Annotated in this window: 27 protein-coding genes; 5 read left to right on the top strand and 22 right to left on the bottom strand. The window is 73.9% G+C overall.

The window, feature by feature from the left end; all coding sequences use genetic code 11:
* Positions 1 to 29: 29 nt before the first annotated feature.
* The 3 genes from KF840_16215 to maf are packed head-to-tail and all read right to left on the bottom strand — an operon-like array spanning position 30 to position 2175.
* Entirely contained in the window at positions 30 to 878 is an 849-nt protein-coding gene (locus tag KF840_16215) for a pyrroline-5-carboxylate reductase (protein MBX3026453.1), read from the bottom strand.
* A gap of 32 nt (positions 879 to 910) precedes the next feature.
* Positions 911 to 1570 (bottom strand): YggS family pyridoxal phosphate-dependent enzyme, encoded by a 660-nt coding sequence (locus tag KF840_16220; GenBank protein MBX3026454.1) that lies wholly within the window; start codon positions 1568 to 1570, stop codon positions 911 to 913.
* Complete coding sequence (maf, locus tag KF840_16225; protein ID MBX3026455.1) at positions 1567 to 2175, bottom strand: septum formation protein Maf; 609 nt, start codon at positions 2173 to 2175, stop codon at positions 1567 to 1569. Before maf ends, KF840_16220 begins: the two co-directional genes overlap by 4 nt.
* A gap of 73 nt (positions 2176 to 2248) precedes the next feature.
* Here maf and KF840_16230 point away from each other — a divergent pair, with 73 nt between their 5' ends.
* Positions 2249 to 4309, top strand: coding sequence for a transglycosylase SLT domain-containing protein (locus tag KF840_16230; protein MBX3026456.1), 2061 nt, complete (start codon positions 2249 to 2251; stop codon positions 4307 to 4309).
* 20 nt (positions 4310 to 4329) lie between these two features.
* On the opposite strand, the gene KF840_16235 is transcribed toward KF840_16230, so the two are convergent.
* The 6 genes from KF840_16235 to moaC all read right to left on the bottom strand — a co-directional run bounded on the left by KF840_16235 (position 4330) and on the right by moaC (position 8497).
* A complete protein-coding gene (locus KF840_16235) occupies positions 4330 to 4899 on the bottom strand; it encodes a DedA family protein (GenBank protein ID MBX3026457.1) in 570 nt (189 codons plus the stop codon).
* Positions 4900 to 4940: 41 nt separating this feature from the next.
* Positions 4941 to 5453, bottom strand: a complete 513-nt coding sequence (locus KF840_16240; GenBank protein ID MBX3026458.1) for an N-acetyltransferase — start codon at positions 5451 to 5453, stop codon at positions 4941 to 4943.
* Between the two features lie 84 nt (positions 5454 to 5537).
* On the bottom strand, positions 5538 to 6227 hold the full coding sequence (radC, locus tag KF840_16245; protein ID MBX3026459.1) for a DNA repair protein RadC: 690 nt from the start codon (positions 6225 to 6227) through the stop codon (positions 5538 to 5540).
* 103 nt (positions 6228 to 6330) lie between these two features.
* Complete coding sequence (locus KF840_16250; protein ID MBX3026460.1) at positions 6331 to 6636, bottom strand: DUF2845 domain-containing protein; 306 nt, start codon at positions 6634 to 6636, stop codon at positions 6331 to 6333.
* Positions 6637 to 6733: 97 nt separating this feature from the next.
* The gene (locus KF840_16255) at positions 6734 to 7912 is read right to left on the bottom strand and encodes a class I SAM-dependent rRNA methyltransferase (GenBank protein ID MBX3026461.1); all 1179 of its coding nucleotides are present in this window, start codon (positions 7910 to 7912) and stop codon (positions 6734 to 6736) included.
* A 27-nt stretch (positions 7913 to 7939) separates the two neighbouring features.
* Complete coding sequence (gene moaC, locus KF840_16260) at positions 7940 to 8497, bottom strand: cyclic pyranopterin monophosphate synthase MoaC (GenBank protein ID MBX3026462.1); 558 nt, start codon at positions 8495 to 8497, stop codon at positions 7940 to 7942.
* Positions 8498 to 8511: 14 nt separating this feature from the next.
* Here moaC and trxB point away from each other — a divergent pair, with 14 nt between their 5' ends.
* Positions 8512 to 9453, top strand: coding sequence for a thioredoxin-disulfide reductase (gene trxB, locus KF840_16265; protein ID MBX3026463.1), 942 nt, complete (start codon positions 8512 to 8514; stop codon positions 9451 to 9453).
* 13 nt (positions 9454 to 9466) lie between these two features.
* Here trxB and KF840_16270 read toward each other — a convergent pair whose 3' ends face one another.
* Both KF840_16270 and KF840_16275 read right to left on the bottom strand, forming a co-directional pair.
* A complete protein-coding gene (locus KF840_16270) occupies positions 9467 to 11155 on the bottom strand; it encodes a hypothetical protein (protein ID MBX3026464.1) in 1689 nt (562 codons plus the stop codon).
* Positions 11156 to 11288: 133 nt separating this feature from the next.
* The gene (locus KF840_16275) at positions 11289 to 11924 is read right to left on the bottom strand and encodes a hypothetical protein (GenBank protein ID MBX3026465.1); all 636 of its coding nucleotides are present in this window, start codon (positions 11922 to 11924) and stop codon (positions 11289 to 11291) included.
* Positions 11925 to 12159: 235 nt separating this feature from the next.
* On the opposite strand from KF840_16275, the gene KF840_16280 reads away from it, so the two are divergent.
* Positions 12160 to 12810 carry a TetR/AcrR family transcriptional regulator gene (locus KF840_16280; protein ID MBX3026466.1) on the top strand — a complete coding sequence of 217 codons (651 nt, stop codon included), beginning with the start codon at positions 12160 to 12162 and terminating at the stop codon, positions 12808 to 12810.
* Positions 12811 to 12812: 2 nt separating this feature from the next.
* On the top strand, positions 12813 to 13877 hold the full coding sequence (locus KF840_16285; GenBank protein ID MBX3026467.1) for a hypothetical protein: 1065 nt from the start codon (positions 12813 to 12815) through the stop codon (positions 13875 to 13877).
* Between the two features lie 55 nt (positions 13878 to 13932).
* Here KF840_16285 and hisF read toward each other — a convergent pair whose 3' ends face one another.
* From hisF to hisB, 4 genes are all read right to left on the bottom strand, one after another.
* The gene (gene hisF, locus KF840_16290; protein MBX3026468.1) at positions 13933 to 14697 is read right to left on the bottom strand and encodes an imidazole glycerol phosphate synthase subunit HisF; all 765 of its coding nucleotides are present in this window, start codon (positions 14695 to 14697) and stop codon (positions 13933 to 13935) included.
* An 81-nt stretch (positions 14698 to 14778) separates the two neighbouring features.
* The gene (gene hisA / locus KF840_16295; GenBank protein ID MBX3026469.1) at positions 14779 to 15504 is read right to left on the bottom strand and encodes a 1-(5-phosphoribosyl)-5-[(5-phosphoribosylamino)methylideneamino]imidazole-4-carboxamide isomerase; all 726 of its coding nucleotides are present in this window, start codon (positions 15502 to 15504) and stop codon (positions 14779 to 14781) included.
* Complete coding sequence (gene hisH, locus KF840_16300) at positions 15498 to 16121, bottom strand: imidazole glycerol phosphate synthase subunit HisH (GenBank protein MBX3026470.1); 624 nt, start codon at positions 16119 to 16121, stop codon at positions 15498 to 15500. Before hisH ends, hisA begins: the two co-directional genes overlap by 7 nt.
* A 94-nt stretch (positions 16122 to 16215) precedes the next feature.
* Positions 16216 to 16809 (bottom strand): imidazoleglycerol-phosphate dehydratase HisB, encoded by a 594-nt coding sequence (gene hisB, locus KF840_16305; protein MBX3026471.1) that lies wholly within the window; start codon positions 16807 to 16809, stop codon positions 16216 to 16218.
* Positions 16810 to 16948: 139 nt separating this feature from the next.
* Between hisB and KF840_16310 the strand changes: the two genes are divergently transcribed.
* On the top strand, positions 16949 to 17779 hold the full coding sequence (locus KF840_16310; protein MBX3026472.1) for an SDR family oxidoreductase: 831 nt from the start codon (positions 16949 to 16951) through the stop codon (positions 17777 to 17779).
* 54 nt (positions 17780 to 17833) lie between these two features.
* Here the strand turns inward: KF840_16310 and hisD are convergent, their stop codons facing one another.
* The 7 genes from hisD to KF840_16345 form a co-directional block, all read right to left on the bottom strand.
* On the bottom strand, positions 17834 to 19141 hold the full coding sequence (gene hisD / locus KF840_16315; GenBank protein ID MBX3026473.1) for a histidinol dehydrogenase: 1308 nt from the start codon (positions 19139 to 19141) through the stop codon (positions 17834 to 17836).
* 28 nt (positions 19142 to 19169) lie between these two features.
* Positions 19170 to 20432: a UDP-N-acetylglucosamine 1-carboxyvinyltransferase gene (gene murA, locus KF840_16320; GenBank protein MBX3026474.1), complete on the bottom strand. Its 1263-nt coding sequence runs from the start codon at positions 20430 to 20432 to the stop codon at positions 19170 to 19172.
* Positions 20432 to 21313 carry a peptide chain release factor N(5)-glutamine methyltransferase gene (prmC, locus tag KF840_16325; protein ID MBX3026475.1) on the bottom strand — a complete coding sequence of 294 codons (882 nt, stop codon included), beginning with the start codon at positions 21311 to 21313 and terminating at the stop codon, positions 20432 to 20434. Before prmC ends, murA begins: the two co-directional genes overlap by 1 nt.
* Positions 21310 to 22380 (bottom strand): peptide chain release factor 1, encoded by a 1071-nt coding sequence (prfA, locus tag KF840_16330; protein MBX3026476.1) that lies wholly within the window; start codon positions 22378 to 22380, stop codon positions 21310 to 21312. Before prfA ends, prmC begins: the two co-directional genes overlap by 4 nt.
* A gap of 91 nt (positions 22381 to 22471) precedes the next feature.
* Entirely contained in the window at positions 22472 to 22681 is a 210-nt protein-coding gene (gene rpmE / locus KF840_16335) for a 50S ribosomal protein L31 (protein ID MBX3026477.1), read from the bottom strand.
* Positions 22682 to 22786: 105 nt separating this feature from the next.
* A complete protein-coding gene (locus tag KF840_16340) occupies positions 22787 to 24289 on the bottom strand; it encodes a M20 family peptidase (protein ID MBX3026478.1) in 1503 nt (500 codons plus the stop codon).
* Complete coding sequence (locus KF840_16345; protein MBX3026479.1) at positions 24286 to 24996, bottom strand: response regulator transcription factor; 711 nt, start codon at positions 24994 to 24996, stop codon at positions 24286 to 24288. The genes KF840_16340 and KF840_16345 overlap by 4 nt, the downstream gene beginning before the upstream one ends.
* Positions 24997 to 25034: the final 38 nt, after the last annotated feature.

Raw genomic sequence — 25034 nt, forward strand, 5'->3', positions numbered from 1 at the left:
CCGCCGCGGCGGCCCTCCGCGGCGGGCGGTCACTCCCGTCCCAGCGCCTCGGCGCGGCGGGTGGCGGCGACGACCCCGGCCTGCACGGCGGCGCTGAATCCCAGGCGTTCCATCTCGGTCAGGCCGGCGAGCGTCGTCCCGTTCGGCGAGGTCACCGCGGCGCGCAGCGCCGCCGGCGAGTCGCCGCTCTCCTGCAGCATGGCCGCGGCGCCGGCGATGGTCTGCAGCGCCAGCTCGTGCGCGGCCTCGGCGCCGAGCCCGGCCGCGATGCCGCCGGCGATCAGCGCCTCGGCGAACAGGTAGACGTACGCCGGGCCGCTGCCACTCAGCCCCGTGACGGCGTCGAGCAGGCGCTCGTCGGCGACGGCGCGGGCGCGGCCGACGGTGCGCAGCAGCCGCAGCACCAGGCGCTCGTCGGCCGCCGTCGCGCGCCGGCCGCGCACCGCCACCGCCATGCCCTTGCCGAGCAGCGCCGGCGTGTTGGGCATCACCCGCAGGACGCGCACCGCGTCGCCGAGGCCGCGCTCCAGCCGCGCCGTCGGCCAGCCGGCGGCGATCGACACCACGAGGTGACGCCGCGTCAGGCACGGCCGCAGCTCGGCGAGGACGTCGGCCATGATCTGCGGTTTGACCGCCAGCACCAGCACCGGCGCGGCGCGCGCCACGCTGGCGTTGTCCGCTGCGACCCCGACCCGCAGGCGCCGCGCCAGCGCCGCGCGCTTCGCCGCGTCGACGTCGGAGACTACGATCTCGTCGGCCCGGTACAGCCCGGCGGCGACGAACCCCCTGATCATCGCGGTGGCCATGTTGCCGCCGCCGATGAAGCCGATCCGCACCGCCGGTCGCACCGGTTTCGCCGTCGCCGAACGTCCACCCATCGGATCTCCCCTTCTCCGCGCCCCGGCGCGGCTCATCCACGCGCGCCGAAGATGGCGCGGCCGACGCGCACCAGCGTCGCACCCTCCTCGATCGCGACCTCGAAGTCCTCGCTCATGCCCATCGACAGCTCGCGCAGCGCGAGGCGGTCGCGCAGCGCGCGCAGGGCGCGGAAGTGCGGCCGCGCCTGCTCGGGATCGCCCGGCGGCGGCACGCTCATCAGCCCCTCCACCGCGAGGCCGGGCAGGCGCAACGCGTCGAGCAGCGCCGGCACCGCCGCCGGCTCGACGCCGCTCTTGGTCGCCTCGCCGCCGAGGCGGACCTCGACGAGCAGCCGCACGGTCCGCCCCAGGGCCTGCGCCTGGCGCGACAGCGCCGCCCCGAGCGCCGCGCTGTCGACCGTGTGGATGCAATCGAAGAGCGCCGCGGCGCGCCCCGCCTTGTTGCGCTGCAGGTGCCCGATCAGGTGCCAGGCGGCGCCGTCGCCCACCGCGGCGCGCTTGGCCTCCGCCTCCTGGACGTAGTTCTCGCCGATGTCCGTGACCCCGGCGGCGATGGCGGCGCGCACCGCGGCCGCCGGCTTGGTCTTGCTGACCGCGATCAATCGCACCGACGCCGGATCGCGGCCGGCGCGCTCGGCGGCGCGGGCGATGCGCGCCCGCACGGCGCGGACGTTGGCGGCGATGTCGCTCACGACCCGCTCGTCATCGCCGCCGCCGGGACCGCGCCGTGCCGCGCCAGCAGCGCCCGCACCTCGTCGACCGGCAGGCCGACGACGTTGCTGTACGAGCCCTCGACGCGGCGCACGAACGGCGCCGCGCCGCCCTGGATCGCGTAGGCGCCGGCCTTGTCGGCCGGTTCCCCGGTGGCGACGTAGGCGGCGATCTCGTCGTCGCTCAGGGCGCGAAAGCCGACCCGCGTGCGGACGGCGAAGCGCTCGACGCAGGCGCCGCCGGGCGCGAACAGGGCGACGCCGGTGAGCACCTCGTGCTCGCAGTCCGCCAGCCGGCGCAGCATGCGGCGCGCCTCGGCCTCGTCGCGCGGCTTGCCGAGGATGTCGCCGCCGACCGCCACCACCGTGTCGGCGGCGAGCACCCAGGCGCCCGGCCGCAGGCGCGACACCGCGGCCCCCTTGTCGGCGGCGGCGCGGATGGCGAAGTCCGCCGGCGATTCCCCCGGCGCCGGCGTCTCCGGCACGTCGCTGGCGCAGACCGTGAACGCCACCCCCATCTCGCGCAGCAGCGCGGCGCGGCGCGGCGAGGCGGACCCGAGGACGAGCATCCGCGTCTGCTCGCCCATGCCGGGTGGGTTGTCAACGCGGGCGCGCCGCCGGCGGATGGACCGCGCGCAACACGCACGGTAGCGTCGCCGCATGCGATCGATGCTGCTGGCGGCGCTGGTGGTGGGGGTGACGGGGTGCGGGGGCGGCGCGGTCGCGCAGGCGCCGCGCCCGGCGCGGCCGGCGACGACGAGCGCCGCGCCGGCGCCGACCGTCGGCGTCCCGGACACCGCGGCCGCCAAGCAGGCGCTCTTCGCCCAGGCGCAGGCCGACCTGCGCGCCGGCGACGGGGCCACCGCCCGGCGCCGGTTCGAGGCCCTGCGGCCGGTGTACCCCGAGCTCGCCGACTACGTGCTCGCCGGCATCGCGCGCGCGGCGGCGCGCGGCGGCGATGCCGCCGCCGCCGAAGCGGCATGGAGCGAGCTGATCCGCAGCGAGCCGCGCAGCGTGCTGGTCCCACAGGCGCAGCTCGAACGCGGGCGACTGCTGGCGGCGCGCGGCGATCCCGGCGGCGCCGCCGCCCTGCTGGCCGCCCGCGGCAGCGACGACGTCGACGTGCGCGCCGGCGCCGCGCTGGCGCTCGGGATGCTCGACGAGCGCGACGGCAACGCCGCCGAGGCCGCGGCGCAGCTCGACGCCGCGCGCCGGCTGCGCCCCGGCTCGCCGTCGGCGCGCGCGGCGAAGGCGCAACTGCTGGCGCTGCGCGCGCGCCATCCCGAGCTGGCGCCGCGCGGCCCGGCGCTCCAGTCGGAGCTCGAGCTGCTGCTGCGCGAGCGCGACTACCCGGCGGCGCGCCAGACCGCGGACGCGATCCTCGCCGGTGGCCCCGATCCGCGGGTGCTGCGGGCGCGCGCCGATGCCGAGCACGGCGGCGGCGACTTCGACGCCGGCATCGCCACCCTGACCCTGATCGTCGAGCGCTACCCCCAGTCCGACGCGGCGAGCGACGCGCAGCTCCGCAAGGCGACGCTGTTGTGGAACCGCGACCGCAACGACGAGGCGGCAAGCGCCTTCCGCGCCTATCTCGCCCGCTACCCCCGGGGTGCCGGCGTCCCCGAAGCGATGTACGCGCTCGGCCGCATCGCCCAGGGCGCCGGCCGCCCGGTCGACGCGGTCGCCGCCTATCGCCGCCTGATCGCCGCCGCGCCCGGATCCCGGCAGGCGCGCGAGGCACGCTGGCGCATCGGCTGGATCGCGTACCAGGAGGGGCGCTGGGCCGAGGCGGCCGAGGGATTCGCGGCCGCGGCGCAGGGCAGCAGCCCCGCCGACGCGCCGGACGCCCACTACTGGCGGGCCCGCAGCCTCGAGCGAGCCGGCCAGGGCGACGCCGCGACGCGCGGCTACCGCGCCCTGCTGGCGGCCGCGCCGGCGAGCTACTACGCCTACTGGGCCGAGGAACGGCTGCGCGGCGCGCCGGCGGCGCGCCGCATCGACATCGCGCCGCCGCCGCCGGAGGTCATCGGCGACCCGCCGGCCGGCGCCGATTCCTATCACTGGCAGAAGGCGCGCGAGCTGCAGGCCGCCGGATCGCTGGCGGCGGCGCGCCGCGAGATGCAGGCGGTCGAGCGCGACGGCGGCGCCCTGCCGACGGTGGCGAGCGCGCTGCCGGCCGCCTACCAGGCGGCTGGCGGCTACCGCGACGCCATCCGCCTGACCGGCGCGCGCGGCCTGGCGACGCCGCGGGTGCAGTACCCGCTCGCCTTCTGGCCGCAGGTCGCGCGCGCGGCGCAGGCGGAGGGCATCGACCCGCTGCTCGCCATCGCGCTGATGCGCCAGGAGAGCCTCTTCGATCCCGCGGCGCGCTCGCCAGCCGACGCGCGCGGCCTGATGCAGTTGCTGCCCAGCACGGCCGAGCAGGTGGCGCGCGAGCGCGGCCAGCCGTCGCCGGCCGATCACCTGTACGATCCCGACGTCAACATCGCGATCGGCGTCGCCCACCTCGCCGACCTCATGCGCCGGTACGGCGGCGATCCCCTGACGGCCACCGCCGCCTACAACGCCGGCGTCGACGCCGTGGGGCGCTGGCAGGAGCGATTCGGCGCCCTGCCCGCCGACGAGCTCGTCGAGAGCATCACCTACCGGGAGACGCGCGACTACGTGAAGAAGGTGATGGGGAACTACCGGCGCTACCAGCAGCTCTACGCGGAGGACTGACACGGCGGGTCCGCCGCGCCTCAGCCCGTCCCCTTCCCCGGCGCGTCGCGCACCCAGCGGCGCCACGCCCACAGGCCCAGGCCGATGGCGATGATCGCCGCGGCGGCGCGCAGCTCGTAGTGCTCGAGGTGGCCGATCACCTGGCGGGCGGCGCGGCCGACCCACCAGCCGAGCGCCGCCACCGCGATCGCCCAGGCGGCGGCGCCGACCGCGTTCAGCAGGGCGAAGCGCAGCGCCGGGACGCGGCTCATGCCGAGCGCCAGCGGCGTGACGTTGCGCAGCCCGTAGAGGAACCGGAAGCTCAGCGCGAGGAGCGTGGCGTGGCGCTCGACCACGCCGCGGACGCGCCCCAGGCCGGCCTGCAGGCGGGGGCGGCGGGCGACGAAGGCGGCGCCGCGCCGCCGGCCGATGAAGAAGAAGAGCTGGTCGCTGGCGAGCGATCCGAGGAAACCGCAGGCCATGACGCCGGGCAGCGACAGCAGCCCCTTGTGCGCCGCCAGGCCGCCGAGCACCAGGATCGTCTCGCCCTCGAGGAAGGTGCCGAGGAGGATCGCCAGGTAGCCGTAGCGGCTGATCAGTTCATCGAGCACCGCGGCGCGTCTACTCCGGATTCCCGCCCGATGCCATGCGCTCAGAGGACGTCGAACGCCGGCGCGTAGCGCACCAGACCGCGCTGGCCGCCGAACCCGCCCGGCACCAGTGCCAGCGCCATGAACGCCTCGTCGGGCGCACCGTAGACGCAGCGCAGGCCGACGCGCGACGCCGGCGCGAAGCCGAAGCGCGGATAGTAGTCGGGGTGGCCGAGCACGACGACGGCGGTGGCGCCCGCCGCCCGGGCGGCCTCGAGGCCGGCGCGTACCAGCGCCGAGCCGACGCCCTGCCGCTGGCGCGGCGGCAGCACCGCCAGCGGCGCCAGGCCCAGCCAGCGCGGCGGCGCCGGCGGTTCAGGGTCGAGCCGTACCGGGCTGAACAGGATGTGGCCGACGACGCCGGCGCGCGTCTCCTCGGCGACCAGCGAGACGACGGCCGCGCCGGCAGCGCGCAGCCGCGCCACCAGCTCGGCCTCCGCCGCCTGGCCGAACGCGGCGCGGGTGACGGTCGAGACGGCGGCGTGGTCGGCGGCCGTTTCGGGGCGGATGCGCATCAATCGCACCGTGTCGCCCAGCCCCCGCGCCCATCCCAGGTGATCGTCATCAGCCATCCCCGGCCGGCGGCACCGCCTCGCCGCTCACCAGTAGCCGTCGTCGACGAAGCTGACGTAACGGCCGCGGCCGATGACGATGTGGTCGAGGACGCGGACGCCCATCAGCTCGCCGACCTCGCGCAGTCGGCGGGTGATGTCGACGTCCTCGCGGCTCGGCGTCGGATCGCCGCTGGGATGATTGTGGACGAAGATCACCGCCGCGGCCGAGTCGCGGATCACCGGCAGAAACACCTCGCGCGGGTGGACGATGCTGGCGGTCAGCGAGCCCTGGGAGACGCAGACGTCGCGGATCTTGCGGTGCTTGGTGTCGAGCAGCACGGCGTAGAACTGCTCGTGGCGCTGGTCGGCGAGGCGGGTGCGGAAGTGGGCGTAGATGTCCCGGCTGGAGCGGAAGGACTCGCCGGGCGGGAACTCCACCTCGCCGAAGCGCTTGCACAGCTCGACCACCGCCAGCAGTTGCGAGGCCTTGGCGGGGCCGATGCCATTCAGCGCGCACAGCTCCGCCATGCCCAGGCGCGCCAGCCCGTGCAGGCTGTTGCCCGCCGTCTCGAGCACGGCGCGCGCCTGATCGAGCACCGTCTCGCCCTCGCTGCCGCTGCGCAGCACCACGGCGAGCAACTCGGCGACCGACAGGGCGGCGGCGCCGTGATCGAGCAGCTTCTCGCGCGGCCGGTCGGCCCGCGCCCACAGCTTGACGGCGAGTTGGTCGGGCATGCGGGCGCGCTGTAGCGCGCGCCCGACGCGGCGTCGATAGTCGCAGTGAGTAGACGCCGCCGGTCGAGGCGGGCGCTGCCCGACCGCAGCCAGCGCGCCGCGGTCAGTTCTTGACCTCCGAGACGACGCCGTTGCGGAACAGGACCTTGCTGGCGAACAGGTCGGGATCGCCGCCGTTGTCGTAGACCCACTCCGCCATCGGGATGCGGGCGGCGTCCATCATGCCCTCGTCGTCGTCCCCGGCCGGCACCACCTCGGTCCACTCGCGGCGGATGGCCGGCTGGCCGCACAGCTCGAGCACCGCCTGCATGGCGACGCCCGGCTCGATGAGCTGGCCGGCGCAGCGCATCGGTTGGGCGGCGGCGGGAACGGCGAGCAACACGGCGGCGGCGACGACCCACTTCGACATGCGATCCTCCATGACCGACGCGCAGTATAGTCGCCGGCCCGTCGCGAACAATCGCAAAGGTCGCGCCCGCGCCGCCGCGGTCCGTCACTGGTCGGGCCTACGCGACCTGCAGCAGCAGGCCGTGCAGGTACTCGCCCTCCGGGTGGGCGAGCGCCACCGGGTGATCCGGACCGGGGCCGAGGTGGGCGAGAAGCGAGACGGCGCGGCCGGCGTCCGCGGCGGCGCCGGCGACGATCTTGCGGAAGAGCGCGGCGTCGACGTGTTGCGAGCAGGTGAACGTGCACAGCAAGGCGCCGGGCCGGGCGCGCCGCATCGCCCAGAGGTTGAGGTCCTTGTAGGCGCGGGCGCCGCGGCTGACGTCCCGGCGCTGCTTCACCAGCGCCGGCGGATCGAGGACCAGGAGATCGAAGGCGTCGTCGCTCTCGCGCAGGAAGCGGCCGACGTCGGCGGCGACGAACGCGGCGCGCTCGAGCGGCAGGTGGTTCAGCGCCCACTGCCGCTCGGCGGTGGCGATGGCGGCGCCGGAGCTGTCGACGGCGACGACGCGCGCCGCGCCGCCGGCGCCGGCGTGGACGGCGAAGCCGCCGTGATAGGCGAAGGCATCGAGCACCGTGGCGCCCTCGGCGAGCTGGCGGACGCGGGCGCGGTTGCGGCGCTGGTCGCAGAAGTGACCGGTCTTCTGCCCGGCGCCGGGGACGACGGTGAAGCGCAGCCCGTTCTCGCGCACGATCTCCTCCTGCGGCGGATCGCCGGCGAGCACCCCGGTCGCCGGCGCCAGGCCCTCGGCGGCGCGCACCGCGCCCTCGCTGCGCTCGACGATGGTGCGCGGTCGCAGGTGCTCGACCAGGGCGGCGACCAGCAGCGGCCGCAACCGCTCGGCGCCGGCGGTGAGGATCTGCACCACCAGCGAGCCGGCGTAGCGATCGACGAGGATGCCGGGCAGGCCGTCGCCCTCGCCGTTGATGAGGCGGTAGGCGTCGGTGTCGGCGGCGACGACGCGGCGGCGCAGCGCCACGGCGGCGCCGACGCGGCGGCGCAGGAAGGCGTCGTCGATCGGCTCGTCGCGCCGACTGAGCAGCCGCACCGCGATGGTGCAGCCGGGGTTCACGTAGCCGACGCCGAGCGGCGCCCCGTCGGCGGCGCGCAGGCGCACGATCGTGCCCGGCGCCAGCCCCGGATCGAGGTCGCGGATCGCCCCCGAGTACACCCACGGATGACCGAGGCGGAGGGGACGGTCCTTGCCGGAGCGCAGCAACAGGATCGGCGGGGTCGACATGCCAGCGCAGCCGTCAGCCGTCCGCGCTCAGACGGAGCGGCGCCGGGCGCGCGCCGCCGATCGCCGTGGGCTGGCGGCCGACCGCGGTCGCGTCCACGTCCCCGATCGGCCCCCCGACTTCTCGTCGATGCCGAGGTCGGTGATCACCATGCCGCGGTCGATCGCCTTGCACATGTCGTAGACGGTGAGCGCGGCGACGCTGACGGCGGCGAGCGCCTCCATCTCGACCCCGGTCTTGCCGCTGACCTTGACCGTGGCGGCGATGCGCAGGCGGCCGCCGCGGCCGGGGGCGAAGTCGATGCTCGCCACCTCGACCGGCAGGGGATGGCAGAGCGGGATGAGCTCCGCGGTGCGCTTGGCGGCCATGATGCCGGCGATGCGCGCCACCGCCAGCACCTCGCCCTTGGCGATGCCGCCGCGTTCGATGCGGCGCAGGGTCGCCGGCTGCATGCGCAGGGTGGCGCTGGCGACCGCGATGCGTTCGCTCACCGGCTTGGCGCCGACGTCGACCATGCGCGCCCGGCCGCGGGCGTCGATGTGGGTCAGGCCGGCCGCGCGCGGCTTGCGCCCCCGAGCGGCGCCCATTAGCTTCGCGTCCCATGTCGCATCATCACCTGGTCATCCTCGGTTCCGGTCCCGCCGGGCTCACGGCGGCGCTCTACGCGGCGCGCGCCGAGCTGGCGCCGGTGGTGGTCGAAGGCATGCAACCGGGGGGGCAACTTACCATAACGACCGAGGTGGAGAACTATCCCGGGTTCCCCAAGGGCCTGCAGGGACCGGAGATGATGGAGCTGTTCAAGGCCCAGGCGGAGCGCTTCGGCACGACGATGCTGTTCGGCGACGTCACCGCCGTGAACCTGTCGCAGCGGCCGTTCACCCTCACCCTCGGCAAGGACCGCCTCACCTGCGACGCCCTGATCATCGCCACCGGCGCCTCCGCCAAGCTGCTCGGGATCGAATCCGAACAGCGCCTGATGGGCTACGGCGTCTCGGCCTGCGCCACCTGCGACGGCTTCTTCTTCAAGGACAAGATCGTGGTCGTGGTCGGCGGCGGCGACACGGCGATGGAGGAGGCGATCTTCCTCACCAAGTTCGCCTCGCTGGTGCACGTCGTGCACCGGCGCGACACGCTGCGCGCCTCCAAGATCATGGCCGAGCGGGCGATGCGGAACCCGAAGATCCGGTTCGAGTGGAACACGCGCATCGCCGAGATCCACGGCGAGCCGCACGGCACCGGCGTCACCGGCGTCACCCTCGAGCCCAGCGACGGCGGGACGCGGCGCGGCCTGCCCTGCGACGGCGTCTTCGTCGCCATCGGCCACCAGCCGAACACGGCGCTGTTCCGGGGGCAGCTCGACCTCGACGAGACCGGCTACATCCGCACCGTCGGCCGCAGCACCTACACCAGCGTGCCGGGGGTGTTCGCCTGCGGCGACGTGCAGGACAGCGTCTACCGCCAGGCGGTCACCGCCGCCGGCACCGGCTGCATGGCGGCCATCGACGCCGAACGCTGGCTGGAAGCGGAGAAGCACGCCGGCTGAGGCGGGCGCCGGCTCAGGCGGGCGCGCACATCGACAGCGCCGGCGCCAGACAGCTCGGATAGCTCGTGGCCGTTCCCTCCTCGGGCGTGACGGTGACGCCGCCGATGCCGTAGCCGACCGTCGAGCGGGCGTCGTCGGAGCCGGTGACGGCGATCTCGCCCGCGCTCGGACAGAGCTCGCCGGCCACGACCGCGAGCGGCGTCGGGGTGTCGAGCCGCAGCTCGCCCCCGAAGCACGGCGACGCCAGGGTGCCGGCCATCGTCACCGCCACCGGCGAGGTCGTGGCGTCCTGGGTGAGGACGAAGTCGGTGAACGTGACGGCGAAGCCGTCGTCCGTGGCCACGCCGCTGATCAACGGCGCCGAGACCTCGAGCAGCGCCTCCTGCATCGGGGTGAAGACCGCGTCGCCGGTGAACGTCAGCGAGTACTTCAGCGGCACGCAGTCGGCGCTGTAGGTGATGTGGTCCATCGTCACCGCGGTGTCGAGGAACTGCACCTTGATGGCGGTGCCGTCGGGCAGCATGGTCGATAGCGTGCCGTTGACGGAGAAGGAGAACGCGGCGGCGAGACAGGCGCTGGCGCCGGTCAGATTCAGGGTGCCGTCGAGGTCGCCCGACGCCGTGAGCACGATGTCGTTGCTGGCATCGTGCAGGACCGCCATCAGGTCGGGAACGTCGTAGGCGCCGCCGGCGAATCGCGGTGGGCTGCACTCGTTCGCCCCGTCCGGCGTGCTGTCGATGGTGATCGACCCGGCGAGCTCGCTGCGGCCGCCCAGCGGACCGGGGACGACGCAGTTGTCGGCGCCGAGCACGAGGTGGAGCGTCTTGTCCTCTCCCGCTCCCGACTCGCCGCACGATTGCGTGGTGGCGCCGTTGATCGGGCACTCGCGCGCCACGATGGGAGGCCCGATCGCCTCGGCGGAGGCGAGCACGCCGCCCGTGTTGGTGGCGGCGATGGCGACGGCGGCGACCAGACTCTGCAGGCTGCCCAACCCGGTCGAGATGAAGGCGGCGCGCCCGGCGATCGGCTCGCCCGACGGCACCCTCGTGGGGGTCGGCGTCGGCGTGAACGATGCGGTCGCGGTGTCGGTCGGCATCGCGGTGGGCGTCGCCTCCGCCGTCGCCGTGCCGGTCGGGACCCCGGTGTGCGTCGGCGTCAGGGTGGCGGTGGCGGTTCCGCTGGGGATCGCCGTCTGGGTCGGCGTCGCCGGCAGCTCGGTGAGCGTCGCCGTCGCGGTCCCGGTCGGCACCCCGGTGTGCGTCGGCGTGACGGTCACGGTGGCGCTGGCGGTGCCGGTCGGGATGGCGGTGCCGGTCGCGGTGGCGGTGGCGATCGGGGTGGTGGCCAGGGTGTGCGTCGCGGTGGCCGCCGGGACGGTGGCGGTGCTGGTCGCGGTGGCGGCGATCGCGGTGTGGGTGGCGGTGGCGGTGGCCGGCGGCGGACACCCGGAGAGGGCATTGTTCACGCCCTGGATGAGCTGGGCGATGGTGACCTGGTCGCCGCCATTGGCAAACGCCGGGCAGGCGCTCACCGGCTGGTTCCCGAGGGCGATGTTCACCCCGAGGATGAGGTCGCTGATCGTCACCTCGCCATCGCCAGCGCAGTCGCCGACGCACTGCGCGGGAGCGCGCGTCGCGAGCGACACCAGCAGGATTGTCCCCAGCAACGCCAGGGCGCCGCGCGAGACGGCACGTGCGACCACGGATGACCTCCAGAACGGGAACTGTCTTTGTAGCCGCCCCCGTCGCTCGGGGTCAAAGAAAATCGCATGCGACCGTGCACGGCCCCATCCTGGCCGGATGGCTGGTCGGGCCGCTGCCCGGCGGACGGTGGAGCTACGCGCCCGGACCGGCCGACCCCGCGCCAGGCACCGGGGTCTCGGTCGGCAGGCAGAGCGGCGGTGGGCTGGGCCGGGGGATGTAGAAGCTGTCGAAGTTGTCGAGCTCGTCGCTCTCCGCCACCTCGGCCGCCGCATCCACGTCGACGTCGATGGCGAACGGAACGAACGGCCCGCGCAGGCAGGTCTGGGCGCCGGCGGCGAGGCCGCCGACGCGACCGAACGGCTCGCCCAGCACGACGACGTCGAACGGACCGCTGTCGGCCGTGCCCTGATTGGCGATGCACACCTCGAGCTGCAGGTCGATCTCGCTGGTATCGGTGATGCACGCCGGATTCATCGCCACCGAGCGGGCCGAGATCGGCGCCAGGTCGGGCAGATCGCCGCCGGCGCAGCCCGCCAGGGCGCTGTTGACGCCAGCGATCAGCTCGTTGATCACGACGACGCCGTCGGCATCGCCATCGCAGGCCGGACAGGCCGTCGTCGGACCGTCGGCGAGCACGATGCCGACGCAGGTGATCAGCTCGTTGACCGCGACCACGGCGTCGTCGTCGCAGTCGGCCGGACAAAGCTGGGCGCGCCCCGCGGCGGCGACGGCGAGCAGCGCGATGGCAGCGACGAGCGAGCGGAACACGCGGCCGACCGTAGCCCCCATGCGCGGGAGAAGCCAGCCGTGCGAGCCGCCGAACGCCGGCTCCCCGGCGCACAGCGTCCGCGGCCCCTCACCCCCGGCCCTTTCCCGCTCCGATCCCACGCTCCGCAAGCGGCCGAGGCGGAGCCGATCTGAGCAAGCGCAGGCGCGGCGCTGACAAATGTCTTGACGACCGACCGCTCGGTCGGTAGGGTTCGACCGATCGGTCGGTCGGCTCATGCGCGCACAAACGGCGGACATCTCGGCACGCGACAAGATCCTCGACGCCGCCGAAGCGCTCTTCGCGCGCCGCGGCTACGCCGCGGTCGGCATGAGCGAGATCGCCGAGGCGGTGGGGCTCAGCAAGTCGTCGTTGTTCCACCACTTCCCCACCAAGGCGCAGCTCTACGCGGCGACCGCGGACCGCATCCTGCGGGTCATGGAGGCGGCGCTGACGACGGCGCTGGCGGCCGGCGGCTCGCCGGTGCAGCGGCTCGACCGCTGGATCGACACCATCGCCGACCTGCTGGGGGCGCACGAAGCCTACGCCCGCCTGCTGCTGCGCTCGCTGTTCGAGGACGACGAGCTGAGCGGCGCCTTCGAGGAGGAGCGGGCGGTCAACGAGACGCTGCACCGGGTCATCGGCGCCGCGACCCAGCTCCTGCGCGAAGGCATGAGCAGCGGCGCGCTGCGCGCCGCCAGCATCCCGCACACCGTGCAGAGCCTGATCGGCCTGCTCATCTACCACTTCGCGTCCGGCGACTTCGGCGCCGAGCTCCTCGGCCGCCCGATCACCACGCCCGCCGAGGTGCGGCGGCGCAAGGACGAGATCAAAGCCCTGCTCCATCACGGACTGGTGGCGCCGCGCGCGGCGCACGAGGAGGACTGACCATGCCGACCGACAAGATTCTCGCCGAACAGCGGCGCATGCTGGGCGACTTCGAGGTCGTCGAGTTCGTCGACGAGACCCGGATCGAGGGCCTGCGCCGCCAGATCGACGTCGACGTCCCGCTCGACCTGCAGTGGACCTGGGAGTACGGCAACGAGATCGAGGAGCTGCGCGACCTCTACGAGAAGAGCAAGAAGGGCCAGTGGAACGCCGAGGCGGACATCGACTGGAGCCAGCCCTTCCCGCGCCACGAGTGGTTCCTGCCGCGCACCGGCGCGCTGCTGCTGCCGTCGATCCTCACCGAGATGGGCGCCGACGAGGCGACCTGTCAGGAGGCGGCCTGGGACGAGTTCACGCACCTGCTCTCGCAGCTCCTGCACGGCGAGCAGGCGGCGCTGCAGCTCTGCGGCCAGCTCACCAACGCCTGCCCGACGATGGACGCGAAGTTCGCCGCCGGCGCGCAGGTGATCGACGAGGTGCGCCACACCGAGGTCCTCGCCAAGTTCCTGCAGCGCAAGATGGGCGCCCTGCAGCCCATCGACCCGACGCTCAAGGTCCTGCTCGACCGGCTGCTGGCGGCGCCGACCTGGAAGACCAAGACCCTCGGCATGCAGTGCCTGTTCGAGGGCATGGCGGTCGGCATCTTCGACCAGATCGCCCGCGCCACCACCAACCCCCTGCTGCACGACATCATCCGCCGCGTCCAGGTGGACGAGGCGCGCCACGCCGCCTTCGGCATCCTCACCATGCGCCGCCTGGTGAAGGAGTCGACGCCGGAGGAGATGGCGGAGATGGAGGATTTCGCCTTCTCCATCCTCGAGTGCCTGAACGCCAACCAGCAGCTCGACATGCTGCGGGTCTTCGGCCCCAAGTACGGTCTCGATCCCGACAACACGGTGCAGATGCTGCACGGGATGCCCGAGTGGCCGGCGCTCAACAGCGAGATCTACATGCACACCGTGATCCCGAACCTGAAGCGTCTCGGCCTCATCACCGAACGCACCGAGAGCGACTACCGCCGCCTCGGCATGATCCACGGCACGGTCGGCCTGCCGATCGCGCACTGAGCGGCATTCGTCCCCGCGGCGGCGCGGCGCGCGCGGCGCCGCTGCGGGAGCCCCCTCAGAGCCTGACCGGGACGCCGTGCTCGGCCAGGTACTGCTTGCACTGCGCGATGGTGTGCTCGCGGTAGTGGAAGATCGACGCCGCCAGCGCGGCGCTGGCGCCGCCGGCGGTGAGGCCCTCGCGGATGTGCTCGAGGGTGCCGACGCCGCCCGAGGCGATGACCGGGACGCGCACGGCGTCGGCGATGGCTCGTGTCAGCCGGATGTCGTAGCCGGCCTTGGTGCCATCGCGGTCCATGCTGGTGAGCAGGATCTCGCCGGCGCCGTACTGTTCCATGCGCCGCGCCCACTCGACCGCGTCGAGCCCGGTGGGCGTGCGGCCGCCGTGGATGTAGACCTCCCAGCGGTCGGTGGCGGCCGGCACCTGCTTGGCGTCGACGGCGACGACGATGCACTGGGCGCCGAAGCGCTCGCAGGCCTCGGCCACGAACGCCGGCCGCTGCACCGCCGCGGTGTTGATCGACACCTTGTCGGCGCCGGCGTTGAGCAGCGCCCGGATGTCGGCGATCTCGCGCACCCCGCCGCCGACGGTGAGCGGCATGAACACCGTCTCCGCGGTGCGCGCGACGACGTCGAGGATGATGGCGCGCCGTTCGTGCGAGGCGGTGATGTCGAGAAAGGTCAGCTCGTCGGCGCCCTCGTCGTCGTAGCGCTGCGCCACCTCGACCGGGTCGCCGGCGTCGCGCAGGCCGACGAAGTTGACGCCCTTGACGACGCGGCCGTCCTTCACGTCGAGGCAGGGAATGATGCGTCTGGTCAGCATAATTGAGCCTTCACCGCCGAGACGCCGAGGCGCGGAGAGATCCTGCCGTCTCCGCGCCTCGGCGTCTCGGCGGTGAAGGCGTCATCCTTGTCCACTGATGCGCAGTGCGTCCTCGAGCTTCACCGCGCCGGTGTAGAGCGCGCGGCCGACGATCACCGCCACCACGCCGGCGGGCTCGCACGGCAGCAGCGCCTCGATGTCGTCCAGCGAGCCGATGCCGCCCGAGGCGATGACCGGAATGCCGGCGGCCTCGGCGAGGGCGCGGGTGGCGGCGATGTTGACCCCCTGCTGCGTGCCGTCGCGCTCGATGTCGGTGTAGATGACGCAGGCGGCGCCGAGGCCGGCGAAGCGGCGCGCCAGATCGGCGGCGCTGACGTCGCTGGTCTCCAGCCAGCCCTTCACCGCCACCTTGCCGGCGCGGGCGTCGATGCCGAGCGCGACGCGGCCGGGGAAGCGGCGGCACGCCTCCTCGACCACCGCCGGCGTCTCCAGCGCCGCGGTGCCGAAGATGACGCGGTCGGCGCCGAGACCGAGCAGCGCGCCGGCGCGCTCGACGGTGCGGATGCCGCCGCCGACCTGCACCGGCACCGGCAGCGTGCACAGGGCGGCGATCGCCTCGCCGTTGACCGGCGTGCCGCTGACGGCGCCGTCGAGATCGACGACGTGGAGATAGCGCGCGCCGGCGTCCACCCAGCGCCGGCCCATGGCCAGCGGATCGTCGCCGTACACGGTCTCGGCGGCGAAGTCGCCGCGCAGCAGGCGCACGCAGCGGCCGCCCTTCAGGTCGATGGCGGGAATGATCAGCACGCCGCCACCGTGTCGGCGAAGTTGCGCAGGATCGCCAGCCCGACGCGCTGGCTCTTCTCCGGGTGGAACTGGCAGGCGAAGAGACGGTCGCGCGCCACCGCCGAGACGAAGTCGCCGCCGTAGTCGGTGGTGGTGGCGATCACCGATGGATCCGCCGGCTCGACGTAGTAGGAGTGCACGAAGTACACCGCCGATCCGTCGGCGATGCCGCGCAGCACCGGCGTCTCCTGCCGGGCCTGGATCTGGTTCCATCCCATGTGCGGGATGCGGAGCTCGGGATCGTCGCGCTCGCGGAAGCGCACCACCCGCCCGCGCAGCAGGCCCAGGCCCCGCACCGGCCCGAATTCCTCGCTCTCGTCGAACAGCAGTTGCATCCCCAGGCAGATGCCGAGGAACGGCGTGCCGCGCTCGACCACCCGCCGCACCGCGTCGACGAGCCCATAGCCGCGCAGGTTCTCCATGCAGGCCCCGAAGGCGCCCACCCCAGGCAGCACCACCCCCGCCGCGCCCTCGATCGCGGCCGCGTCGCGGGTCACCATCGCCGGCGCGCCGACGCGCTCGAGCCCCTTCTGCACCGAGCGCAGATTGCCCATGCCGTAGTCGATGATCGCGATCATTGCAGACCTGCCATGCGAAGGCGCGACGACGCGCAGCGCCGATGGGAGACTCGGCGCTTCGCCGCCCCGTCGTAGCTTCGCGTGGAATCCTCGCTCAGAGACTGCCCTTGGTCGACAGGACCCCCCGCACCCGCGGGTCCACGCTCGTCGCATGGTCCATGGCGCGGGCGAAGGCCTTGAACGTGGCTTCGATGATGTGGTGGGCGTTGCGGCCGCGCACCATGTCGACGTGCAGGTTCATGCCGAGCTGGTTGACCAGCGCCAGCAGGAAGTCGTGCACCAGCTCGGTGTCGAACTGGCCGACGCGGGCGCGCTTGATGTCGACGTTGTAGACCAGGAACGGCCGGCCGCCGAGGTCGACGGTCACCCGCACCAGCGCCTCGTCGAGCGGGCACGCCGCCTCGCCGAAGCGGCGGATGCCGGCCTTGCCGCCGAGCGCATCCTTGAAAGCCTGTCCGAGCGCCAGGCCGACGTCCTCGACCGTGTGGTGCTGATCGACCGCCAGGTCGCCTCGCGCCCGCACCGTCAGATCGAAGAAGCCGTGGCGCGCGAAGGCATCGAGCATGTGGTCGAGGAAGGGCACGCCCGTGTCCACCGATGCGCTGCCGGTGCCGTCGACCGTCACCGCGACCGCGATGTCGGTCTCCTTGGTCTTGCGCGCCACGCGCGCCGTGCGCGCTTTGGGCATCGCAGGCTCCTCCCAGGGGGGCGAAACTCGTTGGTAGAGGGGGCGAAGTCAAGGCGACCCGTCTCGCCGATCGTCCGTTCGCCGGCCGCCGGCCCACATCGCCGTTGTGTGCGGCGCGATTTCCAGTACAACGCCTGCGATGCGACTGGAGCCTGGGCTGCGGGTGCTGATCACCGGCGCGGCGAGCGGCATCGGGCGAGCGATGGCGCTGGCGATGGCCGATCGCGGCCTGCTCCCGTTCCTGGTCGACATCGACGCCGCCGGGCTCGAGCAGACGCGCCACCTGGCGGAGCGGCACGGCGCCGTGGTCGAGGCGCGCCCGCTCGACGTCACCGACATCGAGGCGGTGAGCGCGCTCGCCGACGCCTGGACCGCCGAGCATGGCGCGATGGACCTGGTGCTCAACGTCGCCGGCGTCGGCGTCTTCGGCGTCATCGAGGACATGACCCACGCCGACTGGCAGCGCGTCCTCGGCGTCAACCTGTGGGGCACGATCCACGTCATCGAGCGCTTCCTGCCGCCGATGATCCGCGCCCGCCGCGGCTACCTGGTCAACGTCGCCTCGCTCGCCGGGCTCGTCGCCCTGCCCTGGCACGCGGCGTACAGCACCAGCAAGTTCGCGATCGTCGGGTTGTCGGAGGTGCTGCGCTACGACCTGCGCCAGCACGGCATCGGGGTCAGCGTCGTCTGCCCCGGCGCCGTCGACACGCCGATGAAGCACTCGGCGGTGATCCTGGGCGTGCGGCCGGACCACCCGCGGCTGGTCGACTTCCGCCAGCGCTTCGACCGCCGCACCGTGTCGCCCGAGCGCGTCGCCCAGCTCACCTGCGAGGCGATCGAAGGCGAGCGCTTCCTGGTCTTCACCTCCTGGGACGCGCGCGCCCTCGACTTCACCCGCCGCCACCTGCCGCGCCTCCACTCCCGCCTCCTGCGCTGGTTCAGCCCGCTGCTCGACCGCATGCGCGACTGACGCCCAGCAGCCCGCGCCCGCAGCCGCGGCGCAGCGACTCCGTGCGGCGTCTTCTCAGTCCTCCAGCCGGGCGCGGATCGCCGCCGCGTGCGCCTGGTAGCCTTCGAGGGCGGCGAGGGTCTCGACGGCCGGGCCGAGGCGGCGCATGGCGGCGGCGCTGCCGCGCACGACGCTGGTGCGCTTGACGAAGTGGTAGGTGCCGAGCGGCGAGAAGAAGCGCGCGCTGCCGCCGGTCGGCAGCACGTGGTTGGGGCCGGCGAGGTAGTCGCCGAGCGGCGCCGGCGCCCACGGCCCCTCGAAGATCGCGCCGGCGTTGCGCAGCCGGCGGGTGAGCGCCCCGGGATCGCGCACCAGCAGCTCGAGGTGCTCGGGCGCGACCGCCTCGGCGAGCGCCACCGCCTCGTCGAGATCGCGGGTGACGATCAGGGCGCCGCGGCGGCGCAGGATGCGCGCGATCGCGACCCGGCGCGGCAGCGCCTGGAGCTGGACGGCGATGGCGCGCTGCACGGCGGCGGCGAGGCGCGGCGACGGCGTCAGCAGCAGCGCGCTCTCGTCGCCGCTGCCGTGCTCGGCCTGGGCGAGCAGATCGGCGGCGACGTAGCGCGGATCGGCGGCCGCGTCGGCGATCACCAGCACCTCGCTCGGCCCAGCGGTCGAGTCGATGTCGACCTGTCCGTACACCTGCCGCTTCGCCGCCTGCACGTAGGCGTTGCCCGGACCGACGATCTTGTCGACCGCGGCGATGCTCTGGGTGCCGTAGGCCAGCGCCGCCACCGCCTGGGCGCCGCCGACCCGATAGACCGCCGTGGCGCCGGCGATGCGCGCCGCCGCCAGCACCGCCGGCGCATGCCCGTCGCGCCCCGCGGGCGAGACCATGACGACGTCCTCGACGCCGGCGACGCGCGCCGGGATGACGTTCATCAGCACCGACGAGGGGTAGGCGGCGTGGCCACCCGGCACGTAGACGCCGACGCGGCGCAGCGGCGTGATGTTCTGGCCGAGCACGAGACCGGCGGCATCGCGATAGCGCCACGACGCCTGCCGCTGCCGGGCGTGGAAGGCGCGGATGCGCCGCGCCGCCAGCTTCAGGGCGCTGCGGACCTTCGCCGGCAGCGTCGCCTCGGCGGCGACGAGATCGCGCTCCGGCACCCGCAGCGTGCGCGGCGTCAGCGCCACTCCGTCGAACTGCTTCGTATACGCGATCAGCGCCGCGTCGCCGCGCCGCCGCACCGCCGCGACGATCCCGGCGGCGGCCCGTTCGGCGCGCTGCTGATCGGCCGCGTGCGTGGCCCGCAGCGCCGCGAAGGCGCGGCGGAACCCCGGCGCCCCGCTGCGCAGAATGCGTATGGTCTCGGTGCTCATCGCTGGCCATCCCCGTCCATTGGCGCGCTCAGCCCTTCGCCCCCTTCACCCGCTCGATGTCGGCGCCGAGCGCCGACAGCTTGGCCTCGATGTGCTCGTAGCCGCGGTCGAGGTGGTAGACGCGGCGCACCTCGGTCGTGTTCTCGGCGGCGAGGCCGGCGAGGATGAGCGAGACGCTGGCGCGCAGATCGGTGGCCATCACCGGCGCGCCGCTCAGCCCGGCGACGCCGCGCACCACCGCGTTGGCCCCCTCGATGGTGATGTCGGCCCCCAGGCGCGCCAGCTCCTGGGCGTGCATGAAGCGGTTCTCGAAGATCGTCTCGGTGATGACGCTGGCGCCCTCGGCGACCGCGGCCACGGCCATCATCTGCGCCTGCAGATCGGTCGGGAAACCGGGGTACGCCGCCGTCTTCACGTCGACGCCGCGCAGCCGCTGCGCCACCCGCGCCCGCAGGCCGGCCGCGTCCTCGTCGATGGCGAGGCCCGCCTCGCGCAGCTTGCAGACGACCGCCTGCAGGTGATCGGCGCGGGCGCCGCGGACGAAGACGTCGCCGCCGGTCATCGCCGCCGCCATCAGGAAGGTCCCGGCCTCGATGCGGTCGGGCACGACCGAGAAGTCCATGCCACGCAGGCGCGGCACGCCGTCGATGCGGATCACCGGCTCGCCCGCCCCCTGCACCCGCGCGCCCATGGCGTTCAAGGCCGCGCCGAGATCGGCGATCTCCGGCTCGCAGGCGGCATTCTCGATGATCGTCTCGCCCGCGGCGAGCGCTGCCACCATCATCAGGTGCTCGGTGGCGCCGACCGACGGCAGGTCGAGATGGATGCGGGCGCCGCGGAAGCGGTCCACCGTCGCCGCCGCGTAGCCGTGCGCGATGTCGATCACCGCCCCGAGCTCGCGCAAGCCGTGGATGTGCAGGTTCACCGGCCGGCCGCCGATCGCGCAGCCGCCGGGCAGCGACACCCGCGCCCGGCCGAAGCGCGCCAGCAGCGGCCCGAGCACCAGGAAGGAGGCGCGCATCGTCTTCACCAGCTCGTACAGCGCCTCGTGCCGGTGCACGCCGGCGGCGCAGATGCGGGCGCCGCCGGGGAGCCGCTCCACCGTGGCGCCGAGATCCTCGAGCAGGCGCAGCGTCGTGCGTACGTCGACCACGTCGGGCAGGTTGCGCAGGACGCACGGCTCGTCGCTGAGGAGGGTGGCGAAGAGGATCGGCAGCGCCGCGTTCTTCGCCCCCGCCACCGGCACCTCGCCCTGCAGCCGCCGCCCGCCGCGCACCAGGATCGTGTCCATCAGCCTCCCCTGCCCATCTCGGGCGCGGGCTCGCCCGCGCTCCCGGGGTGTTGTGCAACGAGCAGGCGCGGAATGCCAGCCAGGTCCGGCGCGACGCGCGCCGCCAGCCCCGCCGCGGCGGCCAGCGCCTGCGCCGCCGCCGCCTGGCCGGCGCCGATCTCGACCAGCAGCGCGCCCGCCGGCGCCAGGCGGGACGGCGCGCCGGCGACGACGCGGCGGATGACGTCGAGGCCGTCGGCGCCGGCGAACAGAGCGGTCGGCGGCTCGCAGGCGGTCTCCGGCGAGGCGGCGTCGCCGGGCGCCAGGTACGGCGGGTTGCTGACGATGAGATCGAAGGTGGCGCCGGCCGACAACGGCTCGTAGAGGTCGCCGGCGAGGAAGCGGATGCGTTCGGCGACGCCGTGGCGTTGCGCATTGCGCCGCGCCACCGCGAGCGCCGCCGGCGAGAGGTCGACGGCGGCCAGGACGAGCGCGGGCAACTCGTGGGCGAGCGCGACGGCGATGCAGCCCGATCCGGTGCCGAGGTCGAGCGCGGTCGCGGGAGCACGGCCGCGCGGGAGCGCGGCGATCCAGCGCAGGCCGGTGGCGATGAGCAGCTCGGTTTCCGGGCGCGGAATCAGCACGTCGGGCGTGACGAGGAACGGCAGCGACCAGAGCTCCTGCTCGCCGACGATGTACGCGATCGGCTCGCGGCGCAGGCGGCGCGCGAGCAACGCCTCGAATCCCGCCCCGTCGGCCGGCTCCCGCAGCCGCGCGTACAGCGCCGCGCGCCCGATCCCCAGGGCGTGCGCCAGCAGGACCTCGGCGTCGAGCCGCGCCGTCTCGATGCCGGCGGCGGCCAGCCGCTCGCTGGCCGCGCGCAACAGCGCGGCGGCGGTCATTCGCCCGCCGCCTGCAGTTGCTCCGCCTGGTGGTGGGTGATCAGGCCGTCGATCAGCGGCTGGATGTCGCCGTCGATGACCTTGTCGAGGCTGTAGAGGGTGAGGTTGATGCGGTGATCGGTGACCCGGCCCTGCGGGAAGTTGTAGGTCCGCACCCGCTCCGAGCGGTCGCCGCTGCCGACCATGCCGCGCCGGCTCTCCGCCACCGCCGCCGCCTGCTCGGCCTGCGCCCGCTCGAGCAGACGGGCGCGCAGGATCTTCAGCGCCTTCGCCTTGTTCTTGTGCTGCGACTTCTCGTCCTGGCAGGCGACGACGAGGCCGGTCGGCAGGTGGGTGACGCGCACCGCGGAGTCGGTGGTGTTCACGCTCTGCCCGCCGGGCCCCGACGAGCGGTAGACGTCGATGCGCAGCTCGCGCGCCTCGTCGATGTCCACCTCGACGTCCTCGGCCTCCGGCAGCACCGCCACGGTCACCGCCGAGGTGTGGATGCGGCCCGACGCCTCGGTCGCCGGCACCCGCTGCACGCGGTGCACGCCGCCCTCGAACTTGAGCCGGCTGTAGGCGCCCTGCCCCGCGATCAGCGCGATCACTTCCTTGAAGCCGCCGAGGCCGGTGGCGTTGGCGCTCAGCACCTCGACCTTCCAGCCCTGGCGCTCGGCATAGCGGCTGTACATGCGGAACAGGTCGGCGGCGAACAGGCTCGCCTCGTCGCCGCCGGTGCCGGCGCGGATCTCGAGCACGACGTTGCGCTCGTCGTTGGGATCCCGGGGCAGCAGGAGGACGGTGAGCCGTTGCTGCAACGCCTCGGCGCGGGTGCGCAGCTCGGGCAGCTCGGCCTTGACCAGCTCGCGGAGGTCGGCGTCGCCCGATTCGAGGAGCTGCCGGTGCCCCTCGATGTCGTGCGTGACCGCCTTCCACTCGCGGTAGGCGGCGACGATCGGCTCGAGCTCGGCCCGCTCCTTGGCGAGGCGGGCGAAGTCCTTGCCCCCTCCCGCCAGGGACGGATCGATGAGCCGCTCCTCGAGATCGACGTAGCGGCGTTCGACGTCTTCCAGCTTGTCCAGCATCGGCGCCCGAGCACGAAAAAGGGCGCCGGGGAGATCCCCGACGCCCTGCGATTCGGTGCGGCGACGCGGGCCCGAATCCGGCCCGCGCGCGCTACTGCTTGTCCTTCAGGCCGTACTTGCGCCGGAAGCGCTCGACCCGGCCGGCGGTATCGAGCAGCTTCTGCTTGCCGGTGAAGAAGGGATGGCAGGCCGAGCAGATGTCGACGTGCAGCTCCTTCTTCGTCGACCGCGTCTCGAAGGTGTTGCCACAGGCGCAGACGACCATGGCCTTTTCGTAGGTGGGGTGGATGCCTTCCTGCATTGCACTCTCCCGTAGACCCGCCTTGCTAGCACCGGCCATCCGCCCCCGCAACCGGGGTGCGGAGGGCCGCGCCGCCGCGCCGGGGCGGTTCGCGAGGTGGCGCCCCTACTCCGACGCCGCGTCGGGCGGCGGCGCGGGAGCGCGGCCCTCCAGGGCGTGGAGGTTGCCCAGGAGCTCGGCGTAGAAGCGGATCATGCCGACGTAGTTGTCGATGCCGATGCGCTCGTTCAGGCCGTGGAAGCGCGGCACGTCATCGGGACGGGTGCGCATGGGGAGAAAGCGGTACACGTTGGGGGTGAGGCCGCTGTAGAAGCGGGCGTCGGTGGCGCCGAGCACCAGGAACGGAGCGACGACGGCGTCGGGATTCACCGACCGGATGGTCCGGTTGAGGTAGGCGAACGCCGGCGCGTCGACGTCCGACACCGGCGACGGGTCGTCGGCCCGGCCGAGCACGCGCACCTGCACCTGCGGGTCGGCGACGACGCGGCCGACGTGCGCCAGCACGTCGTCGATGGTGTCGCCGGGCAGGATGCGGAAGTTGACGACGGCGCGGGCCGAGGTGGGGAGCTGGTTCTCCTTCACCCCGGCGTGGAACATGGTCGGCGCGGTGGTGGTGCGGAGAATGGCGTCGGTGCGCGGCGCCTGCGCCATCTGCCATTCCACCAGCGGCCGGAACAGCCACAGGTTGGCGAACACCAGGCGCATCGGCGGGATCATCTCCGGGCCGATGTACTCGAAGCTGCGGCGCATGGCGGCGTCGATGTTGGCCGGCATGCGCTGCTCCTCGAGGCGGTCGATGGCGGCGCTGAGCTGGCCGACGGCGGTGCGGCGCGGCGGGATCGAGGAATGGCCGCCGCTGCCGTCGACCGTCAGCTCGACGCTCACGTAGCCCTTCTCCGCCATGCCGACCGAGGCCACCGGGCTGGCGACGCCGGGGAACAGGCCCTCGAGGATGGAGCCGCCCTCGTCGAGCACGAATTCGGGGCTGACGCCGCGCGCCTTCAGCAGCGCCGCCATCGCCTGCGCGCCCTGCTCGCCGAGCAGCTCCTCGTCGTGGCCGAACGCCAGCATCACGGTGCGCGGCGGCTGGTAGCCGGCGGCCAGCAGATGCTCGATCGCCTCGAGGATGGCGAGGGCGCTGCCCTTGTCGTCCACCGCGCCGCGGCCCCAGACGTAGCCGTCGGCGATGGCGCCCGCGAACGGCGGATGCACCCAGCTCGCCTCGCTGCTCGGATCCACCGGCACGACGTCGAGGTGCGCCAGCAGCAGCGCCGGCCTGCCGTCGCCGCCGCCCGGCCAGGTGTAGAGCAGGCTGTAGTCGTTGACCGCCTCGCGCCGCAGCGTCTGGTGTACGCGCGGGAACTGTCGCGCCAGGTAGTCGTGCAGGGCACGGAACTGGCCGCCGTCGAAGTCGGCCGGATCCTGGTGCGAGACGGTGCGCAGCCGCAGCGCCCCGGCGAGGCGTTCGGCCGCCGCCGCGGCATCGATCGCCAGCGGCGCCACCGGGGCGACGGCCACCTGCTTCGAGCGCACGCCCAGGGTGCGTACCACCAGCACCGCGGCCAGGACGGCGATCCCGGCGGCGAGCACCGCCAACAGTCGTCTCAACGGCGCGATCCCCCTTGCGGCGGCGTGCCATACGCCGCCAAGGGATCGCCGGCAAGGCTGCCGGCCTGCAGCCGCACCAGCAGGCCGAGGCGGATCAGCTCGGCGAGCGACGAGACGCCGGTCTTCGCCATCAGCTTGGCGCGATGCGTCTCCACGGTCTTGGGGCTGAGCGCCAGGACGCCGGCGATGCTGCGGCTCGAGCCGCCGGCGATCACCAGCGCCAGCACCTCGCGCTCGCGCGGCGTCAGCCGCGCCAGGCGACCGGCGAAGTCGAGCAGGCGCTGCCCGCTCTCGCGCTCGGCGGCGTCCTCGACGATCGCCGCCTGGACGCGCTCGAGCAGCGCCTGCGCCGACACCGGCTTCTCGAAGAAGTCGTAGACGCCGGCGCGCAGCGCCCGCACCGCGGTCGGCACATCGGCGAAGGCGGTCGCCATGATGACCGGCAGCACGACGCCGCGCTCGCGCAGCGCGTCGATGAGCGCGAAGCCGTCGCCGTCCGGCAGGCGCAGATCGAGCACCAGGCACCCGGCGCGCTCGCGGTCGATGCCGGCGAGCGCCGCGGCGCCGTCGCGAAAGCCCTCGGCGCGCAGCTCGACCGACGCCGCGGCGCGGGCGAGCGCGGCGCGCACGGCGGCGTCGCCGTCGACCACGAACAGCGTCGGCGCTTCCCCCTCGGCGGCCTGCGTGTCCCCAGATCTGACCGTCATGCCCACAGCCAGCGGCGTGGCCTATACCACCGGCAGCC

Source organism: bacterium, assembly GCA_019637795.1.
Taxonomy (GTDB): domain Bacteria; phylum Desulfobacterota; class Binatia; order HRBIN30; family CADEER01; genus JAHBUY01.

Bases quoted from the DNA above. Each gene is read 5' to 3' on its own strand.
- KF840_16215 (MBX3026453.1), bottom strand. From the start codon at position 878: ATGGGTGGACGTTCGGCGACGGCGAAACCGGTGCGACCGGCGGTGCGG.
- hisB (MBX3026471.1), bottom strand. From the start codon at position 16,809: ATGCCCAAAGCGCGCACGGCGCGCGTGGCGCGCAAGACCAAGGAGACC.
- KF840_16285 (MBX3026467.1), top strand. From the start codon at position 12,813: ATGCCGACCGACAAGATTCTCGCCGAACAGCGGCGCATGCTGGGCGAC.
- KF840_16240 (MBX3026458.1), bottom strand. From the start codon at position 5,453: ATGCGCATCCGCCCCGAAACGGCCGCCGACCACGCCGCCGTCTCGACC.
- hisD (MBX3026473.1), bottom strand. From the start codon at position 19,141: ATGAGCACCGAGACCATACGCATTCTGCGCAGCGGGGCGCCGGGGTTC.
- radC (MBX3026459.1), bottom strand. From the start codon at position 6,227: ATGCCCGACCAACTCGCCGTCAAGCTGTGGGCGCGGGCCGACCGGCCG.
- moaC (MBX3026462.1), bottom strand. From the start codon at position 8,497: ATGGGCGCCGCTCGGGGGCGCAAGCCGCGCGCGGCCGGCCTGACCCAC.
- prmC (MBX3026475.1), bottom strand. From the start codon at position 21,313: ATGACCGCCGCCGCGCTGTTGCGCGCGGCCAGCGAGCGGCTGGCCGCC.
- prfA (MBX3026476.1), bottom strand. From the start codon at position 22,380: ATGCTGGACAAGCTGGAAGACGTCGAACGCCGCTACGTCGATCTCGAG.
- hisF (MBX3026468.1), bottom strand. From the start codon at position 14,697: ATGCTGACCAGACGCATCATTCCCTGCCTCGACGTGAAGGACGGCCGC.
- KF840_16255 (MBX3026461.1), bottom strand. From the start codon at position 7,912: ATGTCGACCCCGCCGATCCTGTTGCTGCGCTCCGGCAAGGACCGTCCC.
- murA (MBX3026474.1), bottom strand. From the start codon at position 20,432: ATGGACACGATCCTGGTGCGCGGCGGGCGGCGGCTGCAGGGCGAGGTG.
- rpmE (MBX3026477.1), bottom strand. From the start codon at position 22,681: ATGCAGGAAGGCATCCACCCCACCTACGAAAAGGCCATGGTCGTCTGC.
- KF840_16345 (MBX3026479.1), bottom strand. From the start codon at position 24,996: ATGACGGTCAGATCTGGGGACACGCAGGCCGCCGAGGGGGAAGCGCCG.
- KF840_16280 (MBX3026466.1), top strand. From the start codon at position 12,160: ATGCGCGCACAAACGGCGGACATCTCGGCACGCGACAAGATCCTCGAC.
- maf (MBX3026455.1), bottom strand. From the start codon at position 2,175: ATGGGCGAGCAGACGCGGATGCTCGTCCTCGGGTCCGCCTCGCCGCGC.
- trxB (MBX3026463.1), top strand. From the start codon at position 8,512: ATGTCGCATCATCACCTGGTCATCCTCGGTTCCGGTCCCGCCGGGCTC.
- KF840_16230 (MBX3026456.1), top strand. From the start codon at position 2,249: ATGCGATCGATGCTGCTGGCGGCGCTGGTGGTGGGGGTGACGGGGTGC.
- hisH (MBX3026470.1), bottom strand. From the start codon at position 16,121: ATGATCGCGATCATCGACTACGGCATGGGCAATCTGCGCTCGGTGCAG.
- KF840_16250 (MBX3026460.1), bottom strand. From the start codon at position 6,636: ATGTCGAAGTGGGTCGTCGCCGCCGCCGTGTTGCTCGCCGTTCCCGCC.
- KF840_16310 (MBX3026472.1), top strand. From the start codon at position 16,949: ATGCGACTGGAGCCTGGGCTGCGGGTGCTGATCACCGGCGCGGCGAGC.